Below are 24247 nucleotides of genomic sequence, written 5' to 3'. Positions count from 1 at the left end.
GCCGGCGTTCGTGCTTGGTCATACGGAGCCCAACGGATTCCCTCGGAATCTCTCCAAGATTCAAGCATTGTGCAGGCTAGGACAAAATCCGGACCCACCCGTACAACCCCTCCCAGGGGTCACGGATCTGATCGCGTGAGTCAACAGACTCCTAGATCACTTCTCCCCCTGGGGAACGCACATGCGCAACAGAGCCACTCTGGCCGCCGTCTCCACCGTGACCGGCGCCCTGGCGCTCACCGCCCTCGCCGTGCCGGCCGCGCAGGCCGCCACCACCGCCGGGCCCGCCGTCACCTTCTCCGCGCTCACGGTGAACAGCGGAAAGAACATCGTGGTCGGCACCACGACCCAGGTCACGGTCTCCGCGACTTACACCGTCACCAAGCCCGCGACCCTGACCGCGAGCTCCTTCCAGACCGGGCCCGTTCTCTACCGCGGCGACACGCTCAGCGAGAACTCCGACAGCCTCCTCCTCGGCGACAACCCCGGCACCTGCACGGCGTCCTCCTCGACGGTCCTCAAGTGCACGGCGAAGATCGAGTTCCGCCCGGACTCCTCTGAAGGGGAAGGCGACCTGGTCAACGACGAGGCGGGCACCTGGAAGCTGGGCGCCCTCGCGGCCGACGAGAAGGGCGGGCTCACCTGGCAGGCGGGCTTCGGCACCACCAAGCTCCAGCGCAGGGCCACCCTCACCGTCAACGCCTCCCCTGAGCCGGTCAAGAAGGGCAAGACCATCACGGTCACCGGCAAGCTCTCCCGCGCCAACTGGGAGACCAACAAGTACGCGGGCTACGCGACCCAGCCGGTGAAGCTCCAGTTCCGCAAGAAGGGCAGCACCACCTACACCACGGTCAAGACCATCAACACCAACTCGACCGGCAACCTCAGCACCACGGTCACGGCCTCGACCGACGGCTACTACCGCTACAGCTTCGCCGGCACGACCACGACTCCCGCAGTGAGCGCAACGGGCGACTACATAGACGTCCAGTAGATAGGCGCCCCGTCAGGGGTGCGGGGCTGTATTCATTTGCGGCTACCGCCGCGCGGGCGCGACCAGCCCCCACGGCGCCGCACCCGGCACACCACAAGAACCCCCCACCCACCCCCCGGCTCCAGCCAAGCGCTAAGCGGCCACGCGGCGGTCGACCACTTTCCACGTCAACTCCAGGACGGCCGCCGCCACCACCGAGATGCCCACCGCGATCCACGGCATCGTCACCCCGACCAGCTTCAGCGCGAAGAAGTCCTGCAGCCACGGCACCACCAGCACCAGCAGGAACCCCGCGCCCATCGACGCCACCAGCGCCGCCCGCCACCAGGTGTAGGGCCGGGCGATGATGGCGAGCACCCACATCGAGATCAGGAACAGGGTCAGTGTGGCGACGCTCGTCTCCGCGTCCAGCGCGCCCTTGCCCGTGTAGTGGTGACGGGCGATCAGATAGGTCACGAAGGTCGCGATCCCGGCCAGCAGCCCGCCGGGAATGGCGTACCGCATGACCCGTCGTACGAAGTGGGGTTGCGCCCGTTCCGTGTTGGGCGCGAGGGCGAGGAAGAACGCCGGGACACCGATCGTCAGGGTGGACAGCAGCGTCAGATGCCTCGGCAGGAAGGGGTACTCGACCTGCCAGCAGACCACCAGGACCGCCAGCAGTACCGAGTACACCGTCTTCACGAGGAACAGCGTCGCCACCCGCGTGATGTTCCCGATGACCCGGCGGCCCTCCGCGACCACCGAGGGCAGGGTCGCGAAGCTGTTGTTGAGCAGCACGATCTGCGCCACCGCCCGGGTCGCCTCGGAGCCGGAGCCCATCGACACCCCGATGTCGGCGTCCTTCAGCGCGAGGACGTCATTGACGCCGTCGCCCGTCATCGCGACCGTGTGCCCGTGGGACTGGAGCGCGCCCACCATGTCCCGCTTCTGCTGCGGGGTGACCCGCCCGAACACCGTGCCCTCGTCGAGGGCCTTCGCCATGCCCTCCGTGTCGGTGGGCAGGGTGCGCGCGTCGACGGTCGCCCCGGTCAGCCCGAGTTTTCCGGCCACCGCACCCACGGACACGGCGTTGTCGCCGGAGATGACCTTGGCCCGGACGTTCTGCTCGGCGAAGTAGCGCAGGGTGTCGGCCGCGTCGGGCCGCAGCCGCTGCTCCAGGACGACGAGGGCGGTGGCCCGTGAGCCCTGGGCCACCTCCGCCTCGTCCAGGTTCCGCGCGGCCCGCGTCAGGAGCAGTACCCGCAGGCCCTGTTCGTTGAGCCGCTCGGTCTCGGCGAGGGCGGGGTCGTCCGCCGCGAGCAGCACGTCGGGCGCCCCCAGCAGCCATGTGCTCGACTCCCCGTTGCCCTCGCTGAGGGTCGCCCCGCTGTACTTGCGGGCGGAGGAGAAGGGCAGCGACTCGGTGCAGCGCCAGTCCTCCGCGTCGGGGTAGGCGTCGATGATCGCCTGGAGGGACGCGTTCGGCCGCGGATCCGACTCGCCGAGGGCGCCCAGGACTTTGCGTACATACGACTCGTCGCTGCCGTTCAGCGGCCGCAGCTCCGTGACGTCCATGCCGCCCTCGGTCAGCGTGCCGGTCTTGTCGAGGCAGACCGTGTCGACGCGGGCGAGCCCCTCGATGGCCGGCAACTCCTGGACAAGGCACTGTTTTCGGCCAAGTCGGATGACCCCTATCGCGAAGGCGACCGACGTCAGCAGGACGAGCCCCTCGGGCACCATCGGGACGATGCCGCCGACCGTGCGGGCGACGGACTCCTTGAGGTCGTTGCTCTTGACGACGAGTTGGGTGATGACCAGGCCGGTTGCGGCCGGGATCATCATCCAGGTCACGTACTTGAGGATCGTGGAGATACCGGAGCGCAGCTCGGAGTGGACGAGGGTGAACCGGGAGGCCTCCTCGGCGAGTTGGACGGCGTACGCCTCGCGCCCCACCTTGGTCGCCCGGAACGCCCCGCCGCCCGCGACGACGAAGCTGCCGGACATGACCTCGTCCCCGGGCTGCTTGACCACGGGGTCGGCCTCGCCGGTGAGCAGTGACTCGTCGATCTCGAGACCGTCGGCCTCGACGCACACCCCGTCCACGACGGCCTTGTCGCCGGGCCCGATCTCGATGAGGTCGTCCAGCACGATGTCGGAGGTGCCGACCTCCAGGGCCACCCCGTCCCGCCGTACCGTCGGCCTGGCCTCGCCGATCACCGCGAGGGAGTCGAGGGTCTTCTTCGCCCGCCACTCCTGGATGATGCCGATACCGGTGTTGGCGATGATCACGTACCCGAACAGGCTGTCCTGGAACGGCGCGACGAACAGCATGACCAGCCAGAGCACGCCGATGATCGCGTTGAACCGGGTGAAGACGTTGGCGCGGACGATGTCGGCCATCGACCGGCTGCTGCGCACCGGGACGTCGTTGACCTGACCGCTCGCGATCCGCTCGGCCACCTCGGCGGCCAAGAGCCCGGTCGCCGGCGTGGCGGGGACGGGAACGGGATGCACAGGATCGAGTTCGGCGCCCGCGTCGGTGTGCGTCATGCGTTCGACGGTACGTGCGGATTTACGGCTTCACATGCCGAGTGGCCGGAAGATCCGACCTGGGGAGGACGGACCGGCAAGGGGAGTGGTGCCGTGGTTGTACGGGATGCCCCTCACTCCGCGGCAGGAGTCCCGGTGTCCTCGGCCGCTGCCGCCGCCGCCCGCTTGATGGCGGTGTCGCGCTTCTTGACGAAGTAGACGCCGTACAGCCCCAGCCCGGTGCCGGCCAGGCAGGTCCACACCCACCAGGCGTGTCCGCGGTCGTCGAACCAGCCGTAGAAGGGGAGCTGGACGAGGAAGAGGACGAACCAGAGGATCGTGCCGCCGATGATGGTCGGCACGATGGGCCCCTCCAGGGGCTCGGGTGCCTCGTGCTTGGGGGTCCACTTCGCCATGGAGCACAGCTTACGAGGCGATCAGTTCTACGCGCGGAGATGGTGGAGCGGCGCCTTATATGTTCATACTGAAACGGTTTGCCTCTGACCACTTCTCATCGTAGGAAACACCAAAACATGTCCACCTCGGCCCCCGCCAAGGTCCCCGCGCCCGATCAGCCGGGTGGTGCGCCCGCATACGGCGCCCTCGACCGTTACTTCAAGATCTCCGAGCGGGGCAGCACGCTCCCCCGCGAGGTCCGCGGCGGTTTCGCCACCTTCTTCGCGATGGCCTACATCATCGTGCTGAACCCGATCATCCTGGGCAGCGCGAAGGACATGTACGGCAACCAGCTCGACAACGGTCAGCTGGTGACGGCCACCTGTGTGACCGCGGCGTTCACCACGCTCCTCATGGGCGTCATCGGCAACGTCCCGATCGCGCTGGCCGCCGGCCTGGGTGTGAACTCGGTCGTCGCGCTCCAGCTCGCGCCCCGGATGTCCTGGCCGGACGCCATGGGCATGGTGGTGCTCGCCGGCTTCATCGTGATGCTGCTGGTCGCCACGGGTCTGCGCGAGCGCGTCATGAACGCGGTCCCCTTCGGTCTGCGCAAGGCCATCAGCATCGGTATCGGCCTGTTCATCATGCTGATCGGCCTCGTCGACTCCGGCTTCGTCTCCCGCATCCCGGACGCCGCCCAGACCACCGTCCCGCTCCAGCTCGGCGGCGACGGCCACCTCGACGGCTGGCCGGTCCTGGTCTTCATCCTGGGCGCCCTGCTCACCCTGGCGCTCATCGTCCGCAAGGTCTCCGGCGCGATCCTCATCTCGATCGTCGCCATGACCGTCGTGGCGATGATCATCGAGGCCGTCGCCACGGTCCCGTCCTGGGGTCTGACGACGCCGAAGTGGCCCGGCAACCCGGTCGCCACCCCCGACTTCGGGCTGCTGGGCAAGGTCAGTCTGTTCGGCGGCTTCGACAAGGTCGGCGTGCTGACCGGCGTCCTGTTCGTCTTCACGGTCCTGCTGTCGTGCTTCTTCGACGCGATGGGCACGATCATGGGCGTCAGCGACGAGGCCAAGCTGACCGACGCCCAGGGCCAGATGCCGGGCATCAACAAGGTGCTGTTCGTCGACGGCCTCGCGGTCGCCGCGGGCGGTGCCAGCTCCTCCTCGGCCACCACCGCCTTCGTGGAGTCCACGGCGGGTGTCGGCGAGGGCGCGCGCACCGGCTTCGCGAACATCGTCACCGGCGGCCTCTTCACCGTGGCGCTGTTCCTGACGCCCGTCGCCACGATGGTCCCGTCCCAGGCGGCGACCCCGGCACTGCTCGCGGTGGGCTTCCTGATCCTGTCCAACTCGGTCAAGGAGATCGACTGGGCGGACTACACGATCGCCGTCCCGGCCTTCGTGACCATGGTGATGATGCCGTTCACGTACTCCATCACCAACGGCATCGGCATGGGCTTCATCACCTTCGTGGTGCTGCGGCTGGCCGCCGGGCGGGGCAAGGAGATCCCCGCCGCGATGTACGTCGTCGCCGCCGTCTTCGCCTTCTACTACCTGATGCCGGCCCTGGGTCTCACGTGACCCCGTAGAACTTCTCCGTCTCCTCGACGGCGGTCTGGAACCGCTCGTCGAAGTCATCCCGGATGAGCGTTCGGACGACATAGTCCTGGACGCTCATTCCCCTTTTCGCCGCATGGTCCCGGAGCCGTTCGAGCAGCTCCCCGTCTATCCGCAGGCTGAGCACGCTGGTCCCCATGTACACGAGGGTCGCGGGCGTCGGCGCACGGCGTTCACATTCCGCTGCCGTCTCACTCGTACGGGTGATGATCCTGTTTTAGTGGCCCGCCTCACGGGAATCCTCGCGCGCGCCAGCTTGTTTAGCGAGAGTAATGAGTTACGCTAAAGAGATGCCGGACCTTACGCATGGCGACAATGCTGCCGCCGTGAACTCCCTGCGCTCCGCCGTGATGCGACTGTCCCGTCGGCTCAAGCACCAGCGGGTCGACGAGTCGCTGAGCCCCACCGAGATGTCGGTCCTGGGCACCCTCTCCATCTGCGGCAAGGCCACCCCGGGTGAACTCGCCCGCAAGGAGCATGTGCAGCCGCCCTCGATGACCCGCATCGTGGCCCTGCTCGAGGGCAAGGGACTGGTCCGGCTCGAGCCGCACCCCGAGGACCGCCGCCAGAAGGTCGTCACGAAGACGGAACAGGCCGAGGCGATGCTCGCCGAGAGCCGCGCCAAGCGCAACGCCTTCCTGGCCACCCTGGTCGACGGCCTGGACGAGGACGAGTGGGCGAAACTGCGCGCCGCCGCCCCCGTGCTGGAGAAGCTCGCACACCTGTAATCCGTCCTGAGGAGGCGACCACTTTTGAGTACGGGATCCGGAGCAGACTCCGCCCCCGCACCGTCCACCTCTACCCCCGGGGATCCCGCCGGGTCCTCGAAGTCCTCGATGTTCAGCTCCCTGAAGAGCCGGAACTACCGGCTCTTCTTCGCCGGTCAGGTCGTCTCCAACACCGGCACCTGGATGCAGCGCATCGCCCAGGACTGGCTGGTCCTGAGCCTCACCGGCTCCTCGACCGCCGTCGGCGTCACCACCGCGCTCCAGTTCCTGCCGATGCTGCTCTTCGGGCTCTACGGCGGTGTCCTCGTCGACCGCCTCCCCAAGCGCCCGACGCTGCTGGTCACCCAGTCCGCGATGGCCGTCACCGGTCTCGCCCTCGCCTTCCTGACCCTCTCCGGGCACGTGCAGGTCTGGCACGTCTACCTGGCGGCCTTCGCCGTGGGTCTCGCCACGGTCGTCGACAACCCGGCCCGCCAGACCTTCGTCTCCGAGATGGTCGGCCCCGACCAGCTCCAGAACGCGGTCAGCCTGAACTCCGCGAACTTCCAGTCCGCCCGTCTGATCGGCCCCGCCGTCGCGGGCCTGATGATCACCGGCGTCGGCACCGGCTGGGCGTTCCTCGCCAACGGCCTGTCCTTCGTCGCGCCCATCACCGGACTGCTGCTGATGCGGTCCCGCGAGTTGCACGCGGTCGGGCGGGCCCCGCGCGGCAAGGGCCAGCTGCGGGAGGGACTCCACTACGTCGCGGGCCGCCCGGACCTGATCTGGACCATCGTCCTGGTCGGGTTCGTCAGCACCTTCGGCTTCAACTTCCCGGTGTACCTGTCGGCCTTCGCCGACGACGTCTTCCACGCGGGCGCCGGCTCCTACAGCCTCTTCAACACCCTGATGGCGGTCGGCTCCCTCGCCGGCGCCCTGCTCGCCGCCCGGCGCGGCACCGCCCGGATGCGGGTGCTGGTCGCGGGCGCGGTGGCCTTCGGCACCCTGGAGATCGTGGCCGCGCTCGCCCCGTCCCTGTGGCTCTTCGCCCTGCTCATGGTCCCGATCGGCATGTTCGGCATGACGGTCAACGTCACCGCCAACAGCAGCGTCCAGCTGAGCACCGACCCGGCGATGCGCGGCCGGGTGATGTCCCTCTACATGATGGTGTTCATGGGCGGCGCCCCCCTCGGCGCCCCGATCGCGGGCTGGATCACCGACGCGTACGGCGTCCGGGCGGGCCTCGCGGCCGGCGGTGTGATCGCCGCCTCGGCGGCCGTGACGATCGGCCTGTTCCTCGCCCGCGTCGGCAACCTGCGCCTCTCGGTGGGCTGGCACCACGGGCACCCGCGGGTGGGCCTGGTCCCCCGGGAGCGGGAGCGGCTGGCGACGGCCGCGTAAGAAGTCCCGACCGGTCGGCCCGGAGGGCCGGAGCGCCTCGATACGGCTCCCACCCTCCGGGCCGACGGCTGTCCGGGCCGGTGACAGGCTGGCTTCATGAGACTCTTCGCCGCCGTACTGCCCCCGCAGGAAGTCGCTCGGGAACTCGCCGCGGAGGTGGACGGGCTGAGGAGGCTCCCGGGCGCGGACGGGCTGCGCTGGACGGGCCGGCCGGGATGGCACTTCACGCTCGCGTTCTACGGCGAGGTGGCGGACGTCGTCGTAGCGGACCTGTCGGCGCGGCTGGAGCGGGCGGCCGCGCGCACCGCTCCCTTCGAGCTGGCCGTGCGGGGCGGCGGGCAGTTCGGGCACGGGCGGGCGCTGTGGGCGGGCGCCTCCGGCGATGTGCCCGCGCTGCGGCTGCTGGCGGACCGTGCGGAGGCGGCGGCCCGGAAGGCGGGGGTGCCGATGGGGGAGCACCGGCGGTACAAGGCCCACCTCACGCTGGCGCGCAGCCGGTCGGACGTGGACGTACGGGTGTACGTCTCCGCCCTCGAGGGGTTCACGAGCCGTACGTGGACCGTGGGCGAGCTGGCGCTGGTCCGCAGCGACCTGCCGACGTCGGGGGTGCCGGGGGAGCAGCCGCGGTACGAGGTGGTCGCCCGGTGGGCCCTCGGCGGGGCCGGTTAGGCTCGGGGCGTGGACCCGAAGACCCGGAACCGAATCATGGCCGTCGTGCTGGTGCTGATGTTCGTCGTCGTGGCGTTGGCATCGATGCTCGGACGGTAGGCCCGGGGAACTGCGGCCGGCTTCCGGCCGCGGGCCGAGTGCGGCTGGTCGCGCGGTTCCCCGCGCCCCTGACGGGGCGCGCCTATCAGGCGAACGCCCCCGGCGACGGGCCCGCCGGGCGGAGCCGCCTGTCGACTCCGCCCCCGCGCTCCTGAGGGGGTGCTCCTACCAGGCGAATGCCTCCGGCGACGGGCCCGGGCCCGGGAAGATCTCGTCCAGGCCGGTCAGCAGGTCCTCGCTCAGCTCCAGTTCCACCGCCCTGATCGCCGACTCCAACTGTTCGGCCGTACGCGGTCCGACGATGGGGCCGGTCACGCCGGGGCGGGTGAGGAGCCAGGCCAGGGCGGCCTCGCCGGGGGCGAGTCCGTGCTTGTCGAGGAGATCCTCGTACGACTGGATCTGGGCGCGGACGGTGGTGTTGGCGAGGGCGTCGGCGGCCCGGCCACCGGCCCGGCGCCCGCCCTCGACCTCCTTCTTGATGACACCGCCGAGCAGCCCGCCGTGCAGCGGCGACCACGGGATGACACCGAGCCCGTACTCCTGCGCGGCCGGAATGACCTCCATCTCGGCGCGGCGCTCGGCGAGGTTGTAGAGGCACTGCTCGCTGACGAGCCCGATGGTGCCGCCGCGCCGGGCGGCGATCTCGTTGGCCTGGGCGATCTTGTACCCGGGGAAGTTGCTGGACCCGACGTAGAGGATCTTGCCCTGCTGGACGAGGACGTCGATCGCCTGCCAGATCTCCTCGAAGGGGGTGGCGCGGTCGACGTGGTGGAACTGGTAGACGTCGATGTAGTCGGTCTGCAGCCGCTTGAGGCTCGCGTCCACCGCCCGCCGGATGTTGAGGGCGGAGAGCTTGTCGTGGTTCGGCCAGGAGGGGCCGTCGCCGGCCATGTTGCCGTAGACCTTCGTGGCGAGGACGGTCCTGTCGCGATGCGCGGGGCTCTTCGCGAACCAGTTGCCGATGATCTCCTCGGTACGGCCCTTGTTCTCGCCCCAGCCGTACACGTTGGCGGTGTCGAAGAAGTTGATGCCCGCGTCGAGGGCCGAATCCATGATCGCGTGGGAGTCGGCCTCATCGGTCTGCGGGCCGAAGTTCATGGTGCCGAGGACGAGTCGGCTGACCTTGAGTCCGGTGCGTCCGAGCTGCGTGTACTTCATGTCTCCCTAGCCAACGGCGTGGAGTGCGCTCTAGGCAAGGGTGATCTTGAGCCTTGACGCCGACACGGCGCTGCTCTTCACCCGCAGGCCCGCGTCCGTGCCGTCGGCCGTAGCGCCCTTCGTGGCAGAGGAGTTGTTGTGCGAGGTCGTGGGCAATATGACCGGCAACGCACAGTGATGAGTCGGTCGGGGGGCGGACTTGCCGGGAAGCCGGGCGTGGGCGGCGGTCGTGGTGGTCGTGTGGGTGCTGCTCTGCCCCGGTTCCGCGCGTGCGGCGGACACGGCGGACCCCGCGTGCGTGAGCACGGGCCTCGCCGAAGCCAGGGTGTCGACCAGTCTCGAACTCCTCCACGACGACCGTACGTACACGAAGGTCGTCACCAGGCAAACCGTCGACGTACCCGGCGACTGGGCCTTCGCCGAGGCACTGCTGCTCAGTCGGCACAGCCCCGCGCACACCACCGCGATGGCCTGCCTCACCCGGCAGGCGACGGGCTGGCAGGACCCGTTGCGCTGGTGGGAGTGGCGCCCCGGTGCGCCGGAGGTCATGGCGGAGAAGGGCGGCCGAGTCCGAGTCGTCTACGAGGCCCATTCCTGGGTCAGCCAGTACCACGAGAACCTCGACGTGGGGATCTGGCGGCTGCGGGCCGGAGCCGGCACCTGGTCCGTGACGCTCCGGCCACCGCTCGCGCTGAGCGGTGCCCGGTGGGACGCGATCACGGTGGACCCGGGCGCACCCGGGGTCGAGAGCGCGCAGCCGTGGCCGACGGCCGTGGAGGACGGCTCCCGGCTGGTGTGGCGGCCCGAGAACCGCATGACGGGCTCGCGCTCGGCTCCCTCCGTGACCGTCGCCGTCAAGCCGTCCTGGCAGCGTCTGTGGGCCGCGCAGAGCGAGCGCCTGACCGCCCAGGGCCTCGACTGGGTCGGCGGATTGGTGTCGACGACGACCATGTCCGCCCTGCTGCTGTGGGCGGCGGCCCGCTATCGCCCGCGCCGCCGCACGCGGGATCCCGTCCTGCGCAACCTCGAATACTGGGCCGTCATCGCCGTCGCCCTCTTCGTGCTGACGTACACGGACGATCTCATCCATGAATACGACGTGCGGCGCAGCGCATGGTGGTTCGAGGACGCGCTGCTGCGGGGACATGTCTTCGCACTGGCCACCGGTGCTCTGTTGCTCGCCTTCGCGAAACCGCCCCGGCGCGTCTGGGTCGTCGGTGCCTTGTTGGCGATCCCGCCCGCGGTGACCATGAGCCTGCCCGAGGGGTTCGACCTGTACCAGTGGTGGGACGACCAGCCGATGACGTCGGATCTGGCACTCGCCGCCGAGACGACGGCCTCGTGCTGTCTGATGGCCCTGACAGTCCTCGGATTCGTCGCCGTCGCGTGGCGGCTCGGCGTCGACGGGGAGCTCATCCCGAAGACCCGTAGAGGTGTTCCTTCCGGTGGGCAACCGAGGGACCGTGAGCTGCGGTTGCGGATCGTCGTACCCGCCATCGCCGTGTGGACGGCCGTGGTGGCCCTCTGCTACGCGCTCACGGAGGAACGCAACTGGCAGCGCGCCTCCTGGCTCAGCGACCGTGGCGACCCCTCGTACGGGATCCAGCATCGGAGCGACTTCGTCTGGGAAGCGATGTGGTCCGTGTCCAAGGGTCAGGGCTGGATCCTCACTTACTCCTGGATTCTCACCGCCCTCGCCATGCTCGCCGTACTGCACACCAGGCGAGCCCCGAAGGGCTCACCCCTGGAGGACCCGGCGGACCGTCTGCTGTTCCTCGCGTTCTTTCCGGTCGCGGTGTCCATCAGCGGCGGCCGCCTCGCGAACTCACTCGCCGAGGTCCTCTGGATCCCCGTCTACATGCTGGCCCTGTACGCGGCGGTGGTCTCCTTCCGGAGCCTCGCCGTCCTGGAGCAACGCTTCGAGGTCTCAAAGTGGCCCCTCGCGGCGGCCGCCGCCGCCCGCCGCGAGCTGATGGAGAAGTCACGGGTCTACCGTGAGACCCACGCGGAGCTGCGCCGCTTGGACCAGGGCCTGTTCGGCGACGAGCCGCCCGAACGGCAGGTGCTGGAAGGGCGGTTGGACGATCTGCATGACTGGCCCGCGGCTGGCCCGCTGCCGTTCCCCGACCGTCTTCCCGCGCAAGTGTCCGTGGTCGACGCGGCTTTGGCGCTGGGGCCGAGGAACACCTGGTGGGCCAACGGCGTCCGCGGTGTCCGCTGCGCACTGGTTCCCGGTCTCCTCGCCGCCGTCCTCTCGACCTGGGCGGGCTTCGTCCGGGGAGAGGCCTGGCGGGACACCCTGCTGGATCTGTTCGGCCTGCCCGGCATGGCGCTCGGCATCGTCTACTGGCTGTCCACCTGGGTCGGCGGCGGGTTCTTCCTGGGGGCGCTGTGGCGGGTGCTGCCCGGGCGGCGCGGGGCGGTCAAAGCGATTCCGGTCGTGCTCGCCTTCAGTGTTCCGCTGGCGCTGGACGCGTTGTTCGGCTGGTTCACCCAGGAGGGCGCCGCCAACCTCGCGCTGTACGCCGCGACGATGCTGCTCGTCCTCACCGTCACGGGTATCGCGCTGGACCTGGACACCTTCCGAGGTGAACGCCGGTACTGGCAGAGCCGCCTGGGGCTGCTGCTGTCGATCTACCAGATGCGCTACTACTCCTTGCAGGTCGCCTACCTCATCGGCCAGCTCATCGCCGTGATCACGATCTGGCAGTTCTTCGCGGAACCCGCGGCGACACCACCCGCCGGCGGCAAGTGACCCGTCTCAGTCGCGGGGGAATCCGTCGGTCTCGAGGGTGAGGCCGACCACGGTGCCGGTGAGGTCGACGGTGCTGCCGAAGCTGACCCTCGTCTCGGTGGCGTAGTCGCCTTCCTTGGGATCCGTGAAGACGTGGCAGCGGCCCTGATAGGGATCCGCGATGAGGTAGACGGGCACCTCGGCGGTGGCGTAGGCGATCCGCTTGGGGCCGTAGTCATTGGCGGCGGTGCCTTGGGAGATCACCTCGGCGATGAACTCCAGGTCCTGGTGGGACCAGAGATTCTTGGCATTCTTCGTGGCACCCTCACGGACCTTCGCCACATCGGGAGCGTAGCCGTTCAAGGCGCCCGGGAAGTCGATGCGAACGTCCGAGAGGACATTCACGTCCACGCCGAACACATCCTCAAGAGCACGGACGATCCTGCGGATGATGGCCCAGTGGATGTCCCGCTGCGGCACCATGAAGACAGTCCCCTCGACGATCTCGACCTTGTATCCCTCGGGGGTGGCCGGCTCAAGCGACGCGAACAGGTTGTCCAGCGTCAGCTCGTCGTCTTCCTCAGCCATCGCGATCCTGTCTTCAAGGACGGTCATCGTGGCGCTCCTCCCCGGCTTCCCCTCGCACAAGGACAGCCGCGCAGTACAACGATACGCACGGTGACCAGGACACGTGGGGGAAGCGCGTGCCGCCTACCTCAAGGATGAGGAGACGTAGGGCTCCCCGACCCCCCACCCCTGATGCATCGCCTCCGCGAAAGCCGCCGCGATCTTGTGTTCGCCGCTCGCGTTCGGGTGGGTGCCGTCGTAGGTGTCGTGGGTGATGTCGTACGACGGCGGCGGCGAGGCCAGCAGGAGGGGGGAGCGGGGCTCGTCGAGGTCGGCCACCGCCTTGGCCAGGAGTTCGTTGAAGAGGGTGACCTGGGTGCCGAAGGGCGGGTCGTCCTGGGCCCGGACGTTCGGGATGACCGGGAGCAGCACCATGCGGACGCGGGGCTGCGCCGCGCGCGCCTCCGCGACGAAGGCGCGGACGTTCTCCGCCGTCTGTTCCGCGTTGGTGTAGAAGCCCAGGTCGATGAGGCCCAGTGACACCAGCAGGACGTCGGCCCGGCAGGAGCGGACCGCGTCACCGATCAGCGGAGCCATGTGCAGCCACCCCTCGCCCCAGCCGGCGAGGTGGGCGCGGGGGAAGTCCGGGTCGGCGTACTCGTACGAGGTGGGTGTGTCCGTCGCCTTGTCGTGGAGCGTCTCGCGCGGGCCGACGAGGGCGAAGGGGCGGCCGTAGGTGCCGCGCAGGTGCTGCCACATCCGGTAACGCCATGTGTGTTCGCCCGCGCTTCCGATCGTCATGGAGTCGCCGACGGGCATGAACCTGAGCATCCGCTCATGATGAACGATCAGCGGTCGCGGTGGGGTGTGAGGCCGGACACTTGAACGCCCTTCCAGGGATGGCAAGCTTGGCCCCATGCGTGCGCTACTCGGTGTTGTCGGAGCCACTGCCCTGCTCGTTCTCACGGGCGCGAGCCCCGCGGTCGCCGCCGACGGGGACAGCGGGTTCACCATCGAGGATCCGCGCATCACCGAGTCCAGCGGGCTCGCCGCGTCCCGTCAGCACCCGGGCATCTACTGGACCCACAACGACCAGGACACCGGCACCTACCTCTACGCCGTCGACAGCTCCACCGGGAAGACCGTCGCGAGGATCACCCTGAAGGGTGTCGGCACCCAGCGGGACGTCGAGGCCATCGCCATCGGGCCCGACAACCAGATCTACGTCGGGGACATCGGCGACAACGACGGGGTGACCTGGCCCTACGTCTGGATCTACCAGCTGCCCGAGCCCAAGGAGCTCAAGGACCAGACGATCCGCGCCAAGCAGTACGTCGTGAAGTACTCCGACGGCTCCCGTGACGCGGAGTCGATGATCGTCCATCCGAAGACCGGGCGCGTCTACCTCATCGACAAGCAGGAGGACGGCGGGCATCTGTACGAGGGGCCCGCCAAGCTCTCCACCTCCGGTGCCAACGTCTTCAGGCCCGCCGCCGCCGTCGACCTCTGGGCCACCGACGCCGCCTTCTCGCCGGACGGCCGACGGCTCGCCGTACGCGGCTACTTCGGCGGCATCTGGTACGACTGGAACGGCGGCGACCTCAAGCGCGGCGGCCGGATCAGCGTGCCCATCGGGCAGGGGGAGTCCGTGAGTTACTCGCCGGACGGCACCAAGCTGATGCTCGGCAGTGAGGGCGCCAACAGCGAGGTGGTGGCCGAGGACGCGCCCGGGGGCGGCGGATCGTCCGACTCGCCGTCCGGCAGCGGGAGTTCGGGTCAGGCCGACGGCGACGGCGGCTCCGACGGCAAGAACGTCAAGGTCGGCGCCTTCGCCGTGGCCATCGCCGCGGCCGTCGTGTTCGGGTTCCGGGTGCTGCGCCGTAAGTGAGCCGCCGGGCCAGGATCACTGTTCCGTCCGGCGCCGCGACACGATGACTTCCAGGCCGTCCAGGATGCGTTGCAGGCCGAACTCGAAGTGGTCGAAGTCGGTGCCGAACGCGTCGTCGGAGAGGGCGGCGAGCACGGGGTAGCGGCCCGTCGCCATGACCTTCTCCAGCGTCGGCACCTGGGCCTGCCAGAACTCCGCGTCCGTCAGGCCCGTTCGGCGCTCCACCTCCTGCTGGTACAGCTGGGTGCGGGCGGCACCGACGACGTAACCGTCGATCATGATGATCGCCGAGACCAGCTCGGGGTCGGTCAGGCCCATCGGCTTGATGAGGGTGAGGACCTTCTCCATGCCGTCCAGGGCGCTCGGGCCGAGGATCGGGCGGGACTGGTTGACCTGGAGCAGCCAGGGGTGCCGGCGGTAGAGGGCGAGGGTCGCGCGGCCCAGGGCCTCCAGGGCCGACCGCCAGTCGCCGTCGCCCAGGTCCGCCGGGTTCTCGGACGGCCGCTGTACCCGGTCCAGCATCAGGTCGAGCAGCTCGGCCTTGCCGGGGACGTACCGGTACAGCGACATCGCGCCGGTGCCGAGCTCGCCGGCGACGCGGCGCATCGACACCGCGTCCAGACCGTCGGCGTCCGCCACCTGGACGGCCGCTTCCACGATCCGGTCCAGGGTCAGGGCCGGTTTGGGTCCGCGGCTGGGTCGCCGGCCCGTGTCCCACAGGAGCTCAAGGGTGCGGACGATGTCTCCGCCGCCGCTGGTCTCCGAACTGCTCGTCATGGGTGCAGCTTAGTTCCCCGGAATTTAATTGGGTACGGCGTACGCGCAATCGGGTACGGTGTACTCAGTTAAGGAGACCAAGGGGGAACCCATGACTGACGGATACGCGGTGCGCGCCGAGGCACTGGAGAAGCGGTACGGCGAGAAGCGCGCCCTCGACGGCTTCGACCTGGCCGTCCGCGAAGGCACCGTGCACGGACTGCTCGGGCCGAACGGCGCCGGGAAGACCACGGCCGTCCGCATCCTGGCCACGCTGCTGCGGCTGGACGGCGGACAGGCGACCGTGGCCGGCCTGGACGTGGCCCGGCACGCGCGCGAGGTGCGCGCCCGCATCGGGTTGACCGGGCAGTACGCGGCCGTGGACGAGGTGCTCACCGGCCGGCAGAACCTGGAGATGTTCGGCCGGCTCTTCCATCTCGGCGGCCGACGGGCCAAGGCGCGCGCCACCGACCTGCTGGAGCAGTTCGACCTCACCGACGCCGCGGACAAGGGCGTCGGCAAGTACAGCGGCGGCATGCGGCGCCGCCTCGACCTCGCCGCCTCCATGATCCTCGCCCCGGCCGTCCTCTTCCTGGACGAGCCGACCACCGGACTCGACCCCCGCAGCCGGGGCGAAGTCTGGGACTCCGTGCGGGCGTTGGTGGCGAGTGGCACCACCGTGCTGCTGACCACGCAGTATCTGGAGGAGGCCGACAAGCTGGCCTCCCGCATCACCGTCATCGACCAGGGGCGCTCCATCGCCGACGACACCCCGGACGGGCTGAAGAGCAGGGTCGGCGGCGACCGCGTCGAGGTGGTGGTCGCCGAACGGGCCGACATCCCGCGGGTGGTGAAGGTCGTCGCCCGCGTCTCGGACGGCGAACCCGAGGCGGAGGAGGGCGAGTTGCGCGTCCACGCCCCGGTCCTCGACCGCGTCTCGGCGCTCACCGAGGTGGCCCGCACCCTCCAGGACGAGGGCGTCCGGGTGGAGGACATCGGGCTGCGCAGGCCCAGCCTCGACGACGTGTTCCTGCGCCTGACCGGACACCGCACGGAGAAGGAGGAGACCGCCGCATGAGCACCGTCGACCTGACCGGCCAGGCCACCCACGGCCGCGCCTACTGGATCCTCGCCGACGTCTGGAACATCGTCCGCCGGGGCCTGACCCACTACCAGCGCCAGCCCGTCAACATCGCCTGGCAGCTGGGCTTCCCGATCCTCTCCGTCCTCCTCTACTGCTATGTCTTCGGCAGCGCCATGCAGGTGCCCGGCGGCGGGGACTACAAGGACTTCCTGATGCCCGGGATGTTCGTGATGACGATGGCGTTCGGCTTCATCAACACCGCGACGCTCGTGGTGTACGACGCCACGAAGGGCGTGATCGACCGGTTCCGCTCCATGCCGATGGCGTCCTCGGCGGTCGTGGCCGGGCGCGGGGTCACCGATCTGCTGGTCGCCTGCGCCGAGTTGGCCATCATGATGCTGACCGCGATCGCCATGGGCTGGCGGCCGGACGGGGGCCTGGGCTTCCTCGCCGCGTTCGGGCTGCTGCTGTGGCTGCGGTTCGCGCTGATCTGGATCGGTGTGTGGCTGGGGCTGATCGTGCCCAACCCGGAGGCGGCGGGCGGCCTGTTCGCGGTGGCCTTCCCGCTCACGATGATCTCCAGCATCTTCGTCGCACCCCAGCTGATGCCCGACTGGCTCGGCGCCGTGGCCTCCTGGAACCCGATCTCCTCCACGGCCGCCGCCACCCGCGACCTGTTCGGCACCCCGGTCGGCGGCGGTGACTCCTGGGTCGAGCAGCACGCGCTGCTCATGGCGTACGTGTGGCCGGTGATCCTGACGGCGATCTTCTTGCCCTTGGCGGTACGCAGGTTCCAGAAGCTCAGCCGGTAGCGTCCAGTGTCTTGACGTGTTCATGTGACCTGACTTCCATGGAAGGTGCGGGTGTGGGAGCGCTCCCACCCAGTTCCGGGCCCGCGCCTCCCGAGAGGAAGCAGCGACATGTTCCGCAGCTTGCGAAGAGCGCTGTGTGCGGTGGCCGCGGCCCTTCTTTTGCCGCTGGGCGCGCAGACGGCCCAGAGTGCCCAGGCCGCCGAGGCCGCGGCGGGCGCCGGCTACTGGCACACCAGCGGCCGCCAGATCCTGGACGAGGCCGGGCAGCCGGTCCGTATCGCCGGCATCAACTGGTTCGGCTTCGAGACCGGCAACTACGTCCTGCACGGCCTCTGGTCGCGCGACTACAAGAGCATGATCGACCAGATGAAGACGCTGGGCTACAACACGATCCGCATCCCGTTCAGCGACGACATCTTCAAGTCGGGGACCGTCCCCAACAGCATCGACTTCTCCAGCGGCAAGAACGCCGACCTGCAAGGACTCAACTCCCTCCAGATCCTGGACAAGATCGTCTCGTACGCCGGTCAGGACGGCCTCAAGGTCATCCTCGACCGGCACCGCCCGGACTCCGGCGGCCAGTCGGCGCTCTGGTACACCTCCGCGGTACCGGAGTCGACCTGGATCGCCAACCTCAGGAACCTGGCGACCCGTTACCTCGGCCAGGACACCGTCGTGGGCATCGACCTCCACAACGAACCCCACGACCCCGCCTGTTGGGGCTGCGGCGACACGACGAGGGACTGGCGTCTGGCCGCCCAGCGGGCCGGCAACGCGGTCCTCGCCGTCAACCCCGAGCTGCTGATCTTCGTCGAGGGTGTCCAGACGTACAACGGTGTCTCCGGCTGGTGGGGCGGCAACCTGATGGGAGTGGCCGACCACCCGGTCCAGCTGAACGTGGCGAACCGGGTCGTCTACTCGGCGCACGACTACGCCACGTCCGTGGCCCAGCAGAGCTGGTTCAGCGATCCCAGTTTCCCCGCCAACATGCCCGGCATCTGGGACAAGTACTGGGGCTACATCTTCAAGCAGAACATCGCGCCCGTGTGGGTGGGCGAGTTCGGCACGACCCTCCAGTCGACCGTGGACCAGCGGTGGCTGGCCGCGCTGGTGGACTATCTGCGGCCGACGTCGACGTACGGCTCGGACTCCTTCCACTGGACCTACTGGTCCTGGAACCCCAACTCCGGTGACACGGGCGGGATCCTGAAGGACGACTGGCAGACCGTGGACACCGTGAAGGACGGGTATCTGGCGAGCGTCAAGGCGCCGGGCTTCCCGGCGGGCGGCGGCGGCCCCGGTGGTCCGGGCGACCCCGGCGGCGGCACGGCGGCCTGCACCGCCGCCTACACCGTCAGCAGCGACTGGGGCGGCGGCTTCAACGCCGAGGTGAAGGTGACCAACACGGGCACGACCGCGATCAGTTCGTGGAAGGTGACCTGGACCTGGAGCGGCTCGCAGCGGGTGACGAGCATGTGGAACGCGTCGTACACGCAGACCGGGTCGACCGTGACCGCGTCCAACGCCTCGCACAACGGCTCGGTCGCCGCGGGCGGTTCGGCGACCTTCGGGTTCGGCGGCGCGCCCGGGGGCGGGGGTGTGCCGAGTGTGAGCTGTACGGCGGCCTAGGGGAGCGCCGTACGCGAGAAGGGCGCCCGGGTGTTCGCCCGGGCGCCCTTCGTCGTCGTACGAACTCGGGCGACTACAGCTTCTCGATCACGTAGTCGACGCACTTCGTCAGCGCCTCGACGTCCGCCGGGTCGATCGCCGGGAACATGGCGACGCGGAGCTGGTTGCGGCCGAGCTTGCGGTAGGGCTCGGTGTCGACGATGCCGTTGGCGCGCAGGACCTTGGCGACCGCGGCGGCGTCGATCTCGTCGGAGAAGTCGATCGTGCCGATGACCTGCGAGCGCTTGGCGGCGTCGGTGACGAACGGGCTCGCGTACTTGCTCTCCTCGGCCCAGCCGTAGAGGCGGGTCGAGGAGTCCTTCGTACGGGCCGTGGACCAGGCGAGACCGCCCTGGCTGTTGAACCACTCCAGCTGCTGGTTGAGCAGGAAGAGGGTGGCGAGGGCCGGGGTGTTGTACGTCTGGTTCTTGCGGGAGTTGTCGATCGCCGTGGGGAGCGAGAAGAACTCCGGCACGTGGCGGCCGGACGCGTGGACGCGCTCGGCGCGCTCGATCGCGGCGGGGGAGAACACTGCGATCCACAGGCCGCCGTCGGAGGCGAAGGACTTCTGCGGGGCGAAGTAGTAGACGTCGGTCTCGGCGATGTCGACGGGCAGACCGCCGGCGCCGCTCGTCGCGTCCACGAGGACGAGGGCGCCCTCGTCGGCACCGGCCACGCGCTTGACGGGGGCGGCGACACCGGTGGAGGTCTCGTTGTGGGTGAGGGCGTACACGTCGACGCCCGCCTCGGCCTGCGGCTCCGGGTGCGTGCCCGGGTCGCTCGCGATGACCGTGGGCTCGGCCAGCCACGGGGCGAGCTTGGCGGCCTTCGCGAACTTGGAGCTGAACTCGCCGAAGTTCAGGTGCTGCGACTTGTTCTCGATCAGGCCGTGGGTCGCCACGTCCCAGAACGCGGTCGAGCCGCCGTTGCCGAGGACGACCTCGTACCCCTCGGGCAGGGAGAACAGTGCACTGATGCCCTCACGGACCTGGCCGACCAGGTTCTTGACCGGGGCCTGGCGGTGTGAGGTGCCGAGCAGGGACGTACCGGTTGCGGCCAGCGCGTCCAGCGCTTCCGTCCGCACCTTGGAGGGGCCCGCGCCGAATCGACCGTCGGCGGGCTTGATGTCAGCGGGAATCTGGATCTCAGCCACGGAGTGAGGTTAGCCGGTACGGGAAACCTGGTCGAAACGCAGTCCGTCGGCTGAGACGCGGCGTTTGATTTGCTGGACACATGACGGATCTAGAGGCCGCTCTGCGTAAGGCCGTCCGGGGTGACGTCCGCTTCGACATCACCTCCCGCGCGCTGACCACCATGGACGCGTCCAACTACCGGCGGGTCCCGCTCGGAGTCGTGGCCCCACGCGACGCCGACGACGTCGCCGCCGTCCTCGCCGTGTGCCGGGAGCACGCGGTACCGGTCGTCGCGCGGGGCGGCGGCACCTCCATCGCCGGCCAGGCGACCGGCACCGGGGTGGTGCTGGACTTCACCCGGCACATGAACCGGCTGCTGGCCCTCGACCCTGAGTCGCGCACCGCCGTCGTACAGCCCGGTCTCGTCCTCGACCGGCTCCAGGAGGCCGCCGCCCCGCACGGACTGCGCTTCGGTCCCGACCCCTCCACCCACGGCCGGTGCACGCTCGGCGGGATGATCGGGAACAACTCGTGCGGCTCCCACTCGGTGGCGTGGGGGACGACCGCGGACAGTGTGCGGGAGCTGGACGTGGTCACCGCGCGCGGGCGGCGGTCGCGGCTGGGGCCGGGGTGGGCGGGCGCGCCGGAGGGGCTGCGGGAGCTGGTGGAGGGGGACCTGGCGCGGCTGCGGACCGGTTTCCCCGAGCTGCCCCGCCGGATCTCCGGGTACGCGCTGGACGCGCTGCTGCCGGAGCGGGGCGCGGATGTCGCCCGGTCCTTCTGCGGGAGCGAGGGCACGCTGGGGATCCTCACCGAAGCCGTCGTACGGCTCGTCGCGTCACCACGCGCGCGTGCCCTCGCGGTGCTGGGCTACCCGGACGAGGGCGCGGCCGCCGAGGCCGCGGCCGGACTGCTGCCGCACGGCCCCCTGACGGTCGAGGGCATGGCTGCCGACCTGGTGCCCGCGGCGGTGGCGCTGCCCCGCGGCGGCGCGTGGCTGTTCGTGGAGACGGGCGGCGACACCGAGCCCGAGGCACGCGCGCGTGCGGAGACGATCGTGCGGGCCGCCGATGTCATGGACGCGGTGGTCGTGACGGACCCGGCCGGTCAGCGCGCCCTGTGGCGCGTCCGCGAGGACGCCAGCGGTACGGCGACCCGGATGCCGGACGGCTCCGAGGCCTGGCCCGGCTGGGAGGACTGCGCGGTGCCGCCGGCCCGGCTGGGCGCGTATCTGCGGGACTTCAGGGGGCTGCTGGGCGAGCACGGGCTGCGCGGGACGCCGTACGGCCATTTCGGGGACGGCTGCATCCACGTCCGTATCGACTTCGATCTGCTGACGGACGCGGGGGTCGGCCGCTTCCGGCGTTTCTCGGAGGAGCTCGCGGACCTGGTCGCGGCGCACGGCGGCTCGCTGTCCGGCGAGCACGGGGACGGGCAGGCGCGGGCGGAGCTGCTGCCCCGGATGTACGGCCCGGAGCTGGTGGGGCTCTTCGAGCGGGCGAAGGGCGTGTGGGACCCGGACGACCTGCTGAACCCCGGGATGCTGGTGCGCCCGGCACCGCTGGACACGAACCTCCGCTTCTCCGTCCTGCCCCGCGAGCCGGTCGACGTGGCCTTCGGCTACCCCGCCGACGGCGGTGACTTCTCCGCGGCGGTCCGCAGGTGCGTGGGCGTGGCGAAGTGCCGTACGACGTCCGCGCCCGGGTCCTCCGTGATGTGCCCGTCGTTCCGCGCGACCGGCGAGGAGGAGCACTCCACGCGCGGGCGGGCCCGGCTGCTGCACGAGATGCTCGCGGGAGAACTGGTCAGCGACGGCTGGCGGTCCGAGGAGGTGCGGGACGCGCTGGATCTGTGCCTGTCCTGCAAGGGCTGCCGGTCGGACTGTCCGGTCGGGGTGGACATGGCCACGTACAAGGCGGAGTTCCTGCACCACCACTACGAGGGGCGGCGCCGCCCGGCCGCGCACTACGCGATGGGGTGGCTGCCGGTGTGGCTGCGGGCGGTGGCGCGCACGCGTGCCGCGCGGGTGGCCAATGCGCTGGCCGGGGTGCGCCCGCTGGCGGCCGTCGCGAAGAGGCTCGGCGGGCTCGCTCCCGAGCGGGACATTCCGCGGCTGGCGACCAGGACGTTCAGCCGGTCGTTCAGGCCGCGGGGCGAGGGGCCGCGCGGAAGGGTCGTGCTGTGGCCGGACACCTTCACCGAGCATCTGTCGCCCGAGGTGGGGCGGGCGGCGGTACGGGTCCTGGAGGCGGCGGGGATCGGGACCGTGCTGCCGCCGACCCTGCGCACGGCGTCCGGGGGCTTCCGTCCGCTCGAGGCGCGCCGCGGACGGGTCTGCTGCGGTCTGACGTACGTCTCCACGGGCCAGCTCGACCGCGCCCGTACGGTCCTGCGCCGCACCCTCGACCTGATGGCACCCGTACTGGAGACGGACCTCCTGGTGGTGGTCCTGGAACCGAGCTGCGCGGCGGCGCTCCGCACGGACCTGCCGGAGCTGCTCCACGACGACGAGCGGGCCGCGCGTCTCGCCTCGCGGGTGGTGACCTTCGCGGAGGCGCTGGAGCGCCTGGCGCCGGACTGGCGGCCGCCTCGCGTGAACCGTCCGGCGGTCGGCCAGACCCACTGCCACCAGCACGCGGTCCTCGGGGACGCGGCCGAGCGGCGGCTGCGGGAAGCCGCGGGCCTGAGCGGTGAGCTGGCGGGCGGCTGCTGCGGACTCGCGGGCAACTTCGGCTTCGAGAAGGGCCACTTCGAGGTGTCGCGGGCGTGCGCGGAGGAACAGCTCCTGCCGGCGGTGCGGGCGGCGGCCGACGGGACGGTGGTCCTGGCGGACGGCTTCTCCTGCCGGACGCAGCTGGGACAGCTGGCGGGGGTGCGGGGGCGGCATCTGGCGGAGGTGCTGGCGGAGGGGCTGGAGGGCCCTGGGGCGTGAGCCGAGTCATCCGGAAACAGTGGCAAAAAAGGTTCACGCGCCTGACGTAGTCCATTACTGTGGACTGGTAAGTCCATCAAGATGAACGAAATCCGCGCCAAGTCCTCTGGAAGGCCCCGTGAACACGCCGACCCCGGTTTCCGAGTTCCCCGTCGCCCAGACCGCTCCGGCGGGAGTCCCGCACCGCCGGGCTTCCCTCGGTTCCATCGGTCTGGTGCTGTCCGCGGGCATCTCGGTGCAGTTCGGCGGCGCCCTCGCGGCGAGCCTGATGCCGCGGGCCGGGGCGTCCGGTGTGGTGACCCTGCGGCTGGTGGCGGCCGCGCTGGTCCTGCTCGTCGTCTGCCGGCCGAGGCTGCGCGGCTACACGCGTGCGGACTGGGGCACGGTCGTCGTCTTCGGCATCACGATGGCCGGGATGAACGGGCTCTTCTACCAGTCCATCGACCGCATCCCGCTGGGCCCGGCGGTCGCCCTGGAGGTGCTCGGGCCCCTGGCGCTCTCCGTCGTCGCCTCCCGCCGGGCGGTCAACCTCGTCTGGGCCGCTCTCGCCCTCGGCGGCGTCTTCCTCCTCAGCGGCGGAGGCTTCGGCGGCCTCGACCCCGTCGGCGTGCTGTTCGCCCTGGGCGCCGGTGCCATGTGGGCGGCGTACATCGTCTTCAGCGCCCGTACGGGCCGCCGCTTCCCGCAGGCCGACGGGCTCGCCCTCGCCATGGTCGTCGCGGCGCTGGTGTTCCTCCCGCTGGGCGTCGCCGAATCCGGCGCGAAGCTCCTCGACCCCACCACGATCGCCCTCGGCTCGGCCGTGGCGGTCCTCTCCTCGGTCCTGCCCTACACGCTCGAACTCGTCGCCCTGCGCCGCCTCCCCGCCTCCACCTTCGCGATCATGATGAGCCTCGAACCGGCCATCGCCGCGACCGCCGGCTTCCTCATCCTGAACCAGGCCCTGTCCATGACCGAGGCCGCCGCGATCGCCCTGGTCATCGCGGCGAGCATGGGGGCGGTGCGGACCCAGGTGGGGCGGGGGAAGGCCAAGGTTCCGGAGGACGGTTCCTGAGGTCCGCGGGGAGCCCGAGCCCCCTTCCGGACAGCGACTTCTCGTACATTCTGCGCATTGTC

General features: G+C 70.2%; 21 protein-coding genes. 13 read left to right on the top strand and 8 right to left on the bottom strand.

Going from position 1 to position 24247, the window contains the following annotated elements:
• Nucleotides 1-181 precede the first annotated feature (181 nt).
• A complete protein-coding gene (locus OG381_RS21990; protein ID WP_327717791.1) occupies nucleotides 182-994 on the top strand; it encodes a hypothetical protein in 813 nt (270 codons plus the stop codon).
• Between the two features lie 132 nt (nucleotides 995-1126).
• On the opposite strand, the gene OG381_RS21985 is transcribed toward OG381_RS21990, so the two are convergent.
• Together OG381_RS21985 and OG381_RS21980 are read right to left on the bottom strand one after the other, a co-directional pair.
• Nucleotides 1127-3523 (bottom strand): cation-translocating P-type ATPase, encoded by a 2397-nt coding sequence (locus OG381_RS21985; RefSeq protein ID WP_327717790.1) that lies wholly within the window; start codon nucleotides 3521-3523, stop codon nucleotides 1127-1129.
• Between the two features lie 113 nt (nucleotides 3524-3636).
• The gene (locus OG381_RS21980) at nucleotides 3637-3918 is read right to left on the bottom strand and encodes a DUF2530 domain-containing protein (RefSeq protein WP_327717789.1); all 282 of its coding nucleotides are present in this window, start codon (nucleotides 3916-3918) and stop codon (nucleotides 3637-3639) included.
• A 117-nt stretch (nucleotides 3919-4035) separates the two neighbouring features.
• Here OG381_RS21980 and OG381_RS21975 point away from each other — a divergent pair, with 117 nt between their 5' ends.
• Nucleotides 4036-5487: an NCS2 family permease gene (locus tag OG381_RS21975; RefSeq protein WP_327717788.1), complete on the top strand. Its 1452-nt coding sequence runs from the start codon at nucleotides 4036-4038 to the stop codon at nucleotides 5485-5487.
• On the opposite strand, the gene OG381_RS21970 is transcribed toward OG381_RS21975, so the two are convergent.
• The gene (locus tag OG381_RS21970; RefSeq protein ID WP_327717787.1) at nucleotides 5480-5668 is read right to left on the bottom strand and encodes a ribbon-helix-helix protein, CopG family; all 189 of its coding nucleotides are present in this window, start codon (nucleotides 5666-5668) and stop codon (nucleotides 5480-5482) included. The genes OG381_RS21975 and OG381_RS21970 overlap by 8 nt on opposite strands.
• A gap of 145 nt (nucleotides 5669-5813) precedes the next feature.
• Between OG381_RS21970 and OG381_RS21965 the strand changes: the two genes are divergently transcribed.
• The 3 genes from OG381_RS21965 (at nucleotide 5814) to thpR (ending at nucleotide 8300) form a co-directional block, all read left to right on the top strand.
• Nucleotides 5814-6251 carry a MarR family winged helix-turn-helix transcriptional regulator gene (locus OG381_RS21965; protein WP_327717786.1) on the top strand — a complete coding sequence of 146 codons (438 nt, stop codon included), beginning with the start codon at nucleotides 5814-5816 and terminating at the stop codon, nucleotides 6249-6251.
• Nucleotides 6252-6359: 108 nt separating this feature from the next.
• Nucleotides 6360-7631 carry an MFS transporter gene (locus OG381_RS21960; protein ID WP_327717785.1) on the top strand — a complete coding sequence of 424 codons (1272 nt, stop codon included), beginning with the start codon at nucleotides 6360-6362 and terminating at the stop codon, nucleotides 7629-7631.
• A gap of 96 nt (nucleotides 7632-7727) precedes the next feature.
• Complete coding sequence (gene thpR, locus OG381_RS21955; protein ID WP_327717784.1) at nucleotides 7728-8300, top strand: RNA 2',3'-cyclic phosphodiesterase; 573 nt, start codon at nucleotides 7728-7730, stop codon at nucleotides 8298-8300.
• A gap of 264 nt (nucleotides 8301-8564) precedes the next feature.
• On the opposite strand, the gene OG381_RS21950 is transcribed toward thpR, so the two are convergent.
• On the bottom strand, nucleotides 8565-9557 hold the full coding sequence (locus OG381_RS21950) for an aldo/keto reductase (RefSeq protein ID WP_327717783.1): 993 nt from the start codon (nucleotides 9555-9557) through the stop codon (nucleotides 8565-8567).
• A gap of 46 nt (nucleotides 9558-9603) precedes the next feature.
• On the opposite strand from OG381_RS21950, the gene OG381_RS21945 reads away from it, so the two are divergent.
• On the top strand, nucleotides 9604-9735 hold the full coding sequence (locus OG381_RS21945) for a hypothetical protein (protein ID WP_327717782.1): 132 nt from the start codon (nucleotides 9604-9606) through the stop codon (nucleotides 9733-9735).
• A 21-nt stretch (nucleotides 9736-9756) separates the two neighbouring features.
• Nucleotides 9757-12312 (top strand): DUF6185 family protein, encoded by a 2556-nt coding sequence (locus OG381_RS21940; protein WP_327717781.1) that lies wholly within the window; start codon nucleotides 9757-9759, stop codon nucleotides 12310-12312.
• 6 nt (nucleotides 12313-12318) lie between these two features.
• Here OG381_RS21940 and OG381_RS21935 read toward each other — a convergent pair whose 3' ends face one another.
• Entirely contained in the window at nucleotides 12319-12906 is a 588-nt protein-coding gene (locus tag OG381_RS21935) for a Uma2 family endonuclease (protein WP_327717780.1), read from the bottom strand.
• A 96-nt stretch (nucleotides 12907-13002) separates the two neighbouring features.
• Nucleotides 13003-13689 (bottom strand): SGNH/GDSL hydrolase family protein, encoded by a 687-nt coding sequence (locus tag OG381_RS21930; RefSeq protein ID WP_327717779.1) that lies wholly within the window; start codon nucleotides 13687-13689, stop codon nucleotides 13003-13005.
• Nucleotides 13690-13774: 85 nt separating this feature from the next.
• On the opposite strand from OG381_RS21930, the gene OG381_RS21925 reads away from it, so the two are divergent.
• Nucleotides 13775-14746, top strand: a complete 972-nt coding sequence (locus OG381_RS21925) for a WD40 repeat domain-containing protein (RefSeq protein WP_327717777.1) — start codon at nucleotides 13775-13777, stop codon at nucleotides 14744-14746.
• A gap of 15 nt (nucleotides 14747-14761) precedes the next feature.
• On the opposite strand, the gene OG381_RS21920 is transcribed toward OG381_RS21925, so the two are convergent.
• Entirely contained in the window at nucleotides 14762-15523 is a 762-nt protein-coding gene (locus OG381_RS21920; protein WP_327717775.1) for a TetR/AcrR family transcriptional regulator, read from the bottom strand.
• Nucleotides 15524-15614: 91 nt separating this feature from the next.
• On the opposite strand from OG381_RS21920, the gene OG381_RS21915 reads away from it, so the two are divergent.
• From OG381_RS21915 to OG381_RS21905, 3 genes are all read left to right on the top strand, one after another.
• Nucleotides 15615-16580 carry an ATP-binding cassette domain-containing protein gene (locus OG381_RS21915; protein WP_327717774.1) on the top strand — a complete coding sequence of 322 codons (966 nt, stop codon included), beginning with the start codon at nucleotides 15615-15617 and terminating at the stop codon, nucleotides 16578-16580.
• A complete protein-coding gene (locus tag OG381_RS21910) occupies nucleotides 16577-17398 on the top strand; it encodes an ABC transporter permease (RefSeq protein WP_327717773.1) in 822 nt (273 codons plus the stop codon). Before OG381_RS21915 ends, OG381_RS21910 begins: the two co-directional genes overlap by 4 nt.
• Before the next feature lie 108 nt (nucleotides 17399-17506).
• Entirely contained in the window at nucleotides 17507-19027 is a 1521-nt protein-coding gene (locus tag OG381_RS21905; protein ID WP_327717772.1) for a cellulase family glycosylhydrolase, read from the top strand.
• 73 nt (nucleotides 19028-19100) lie between these two features.
• On the opposite strand, the gene serC is transcribed toward OG381_RS21905, so the two are convergent.
• Nucleotides 19101-20219 (bottom strand): phosphoserine transaminase, encoded by a 1119-nt coding sequence (serC, locus tag OG381_RS21900; RefSeq protein WP_327717771.1) that lies wholly within the window; start codon nucleotides 20217-20219, stop codon nucleotides 19101-19103.
• An 80-nt stretch (nucleotides 20220-20299) separates the two neighbouring features.
• On the opposite strand from serC, the gene OG381_RS21895 reads away from it, so the two are divergent.
• The gene (locus tag OG381_RS21895) at nucleotides 20300-23131 is read left to right on the top strand and encodes an FAD-binding and (Fe-S)-binding domain-containing protein (RefSeq protein WP_327717770.1); all 2832 of its coding nucleotides are present in this window, start codon (nucleotides 20300-20302) and stop codon (nucleotides 23129-23131) included.
• A 118-nt stretch (nucleotides 23132-23249) separates the two neighbouring features.
• Complete coding sequence (locus tag OG381_RS21890) at nucleotides 23250-24185, top strand: EamA family transporter (RefSeq protein ID WP_327717769.1); 936 nt, start codon at nucleotides 23250-23252, stop codon at nucleotides 24183-24185.
• Nucleotides 24186-24247 lie beyond the last annotated feature (62 nt).

It is taken from the genome of Streptomyces sp. NBC_00490 (assembly GCF_036013645.1).
GTDB lineage: Bacteria > Actinomycetota > Actinomycetes > Streptomycetales > Streptomycetaceae > Streptomyces > Streptomyces canus_F.
The sequence above is the reverse complement of the archived record's forward strand: the minus strand, read 5'-3'. Positions and strand labels throughout refer to the sequence as shown.

Bases quoted from the DNA above. Each gene is read 5' to 3' on its own strand.
- OG381_RS21990 (WP_327717791.1), top strand. From the start codon at position 182: ATGCGCAACAGAGCCACTCTGGCCGCCGTCTCCACCGTGACCGGCGCC.
- OG381_RS21985 (WP_327717790.1), bottom strand. From the start codon at position 3,523: ATGACGCACACCGACGCGGGCGCCGAACTCGATCCTGTGCATCCCGTT.
- OG381_RS21980 (WP_327717789.1), bottom strand. From the start codon at position 3,918: ATGGCGAAGTGGACCCCCAAGCACGAGGCACCCGAGCCCCTGGAGGGG.
- OG381_RS21975 (WP_327717788.1), top strand. From the start codon at position 4,036: ATGTCCACCTCGGCCCCCGCCAAGGTCCCCGCGCCCGATCAGCCGGGT.
- OG381_RS21965 (WP_327717786.1), top strand. From the start codon at position 5,814: ATGCCGGACCTTACGCATGGCGACAATGCTGCCGCCGTGAACTCCCTG.
- OG381_RS21960 (WP_327717785.1), top strand. From the start codon at position 6,360: ATGTTCAGCTCCCTGAAGAGCCGGAACTACCGGCTCTTCTTCGCCGGT.
- thpR (WP_327717784.1), top strand. From the start codon at position 7,728: ATGAGACTCTTCGCCGCCGTACTGCCCCCGCAGGAAGTCGCTCGGGAA.
- OG381_RS21950 (WP_327717783.1), bottom strand. From the start codon at position 9,557: ATGAAGTACACGCAGCTCGGACGCACCGGACTCAAGGTCAGCCGACTC.
- OG381_RS21935 (WP_327717780.1), bottom strand. From the start codon at position 12,906: ATGACCGTCCTTGAAGACAGGATCGCGATGGCTGAGGAAGACGACGAG.
- OG381_RS21930 (WP_327717779.1), bottom strand. From the start codon at position 13,689: ATGCTCAGGTTCATGCCCGTCGGCGACTCCATGACGATCGGAAGCGCG.
- OG381_RS21925 (WP_327717777.1), top strand. From the start codon at position 13,775: ATGCGTGCGCTACTCGGTGTTGTCGGAGCCACTGCCCTGCTCGTTCTC.
- OG381_RS21920 (WP_327717775.1), bottom strand. From the start codon at position 15,523: ATGACGAGCAGTTCGGAGACCAGCGGCGGCGGAGACATCGTCCGCACC.
- OG381_RS21915 (WP_327717774.1), top strand. From the start codon at position 15,615: ATGACTGACGGATACGCGGTGCGCGCCGAGGCACTGGAGAAGCGGTAC.
- OG381_RS21910 (WP_327717773.1), top strand. From the start codon at position 16,577: ATGAGCACCGTCGACCTGACCGGCCAGGCCACCCACGGCCGCGCCTAC.
- OG381_RS21905 (WP_327717772.1), top strand. From the start codon at position 17,507: ATGTTCCGCAGCTTGCGAAGAGCGCTGTGTGCGGTGGCCGCGGCCCTT.
- OG381_RS21895 (WP_327717770.1), top strand. From the start codon at position 20,300: ATGACGGATCTAGAGGCCGCTCTGCGTAAGGCCGTCCGGGGTGACGTC.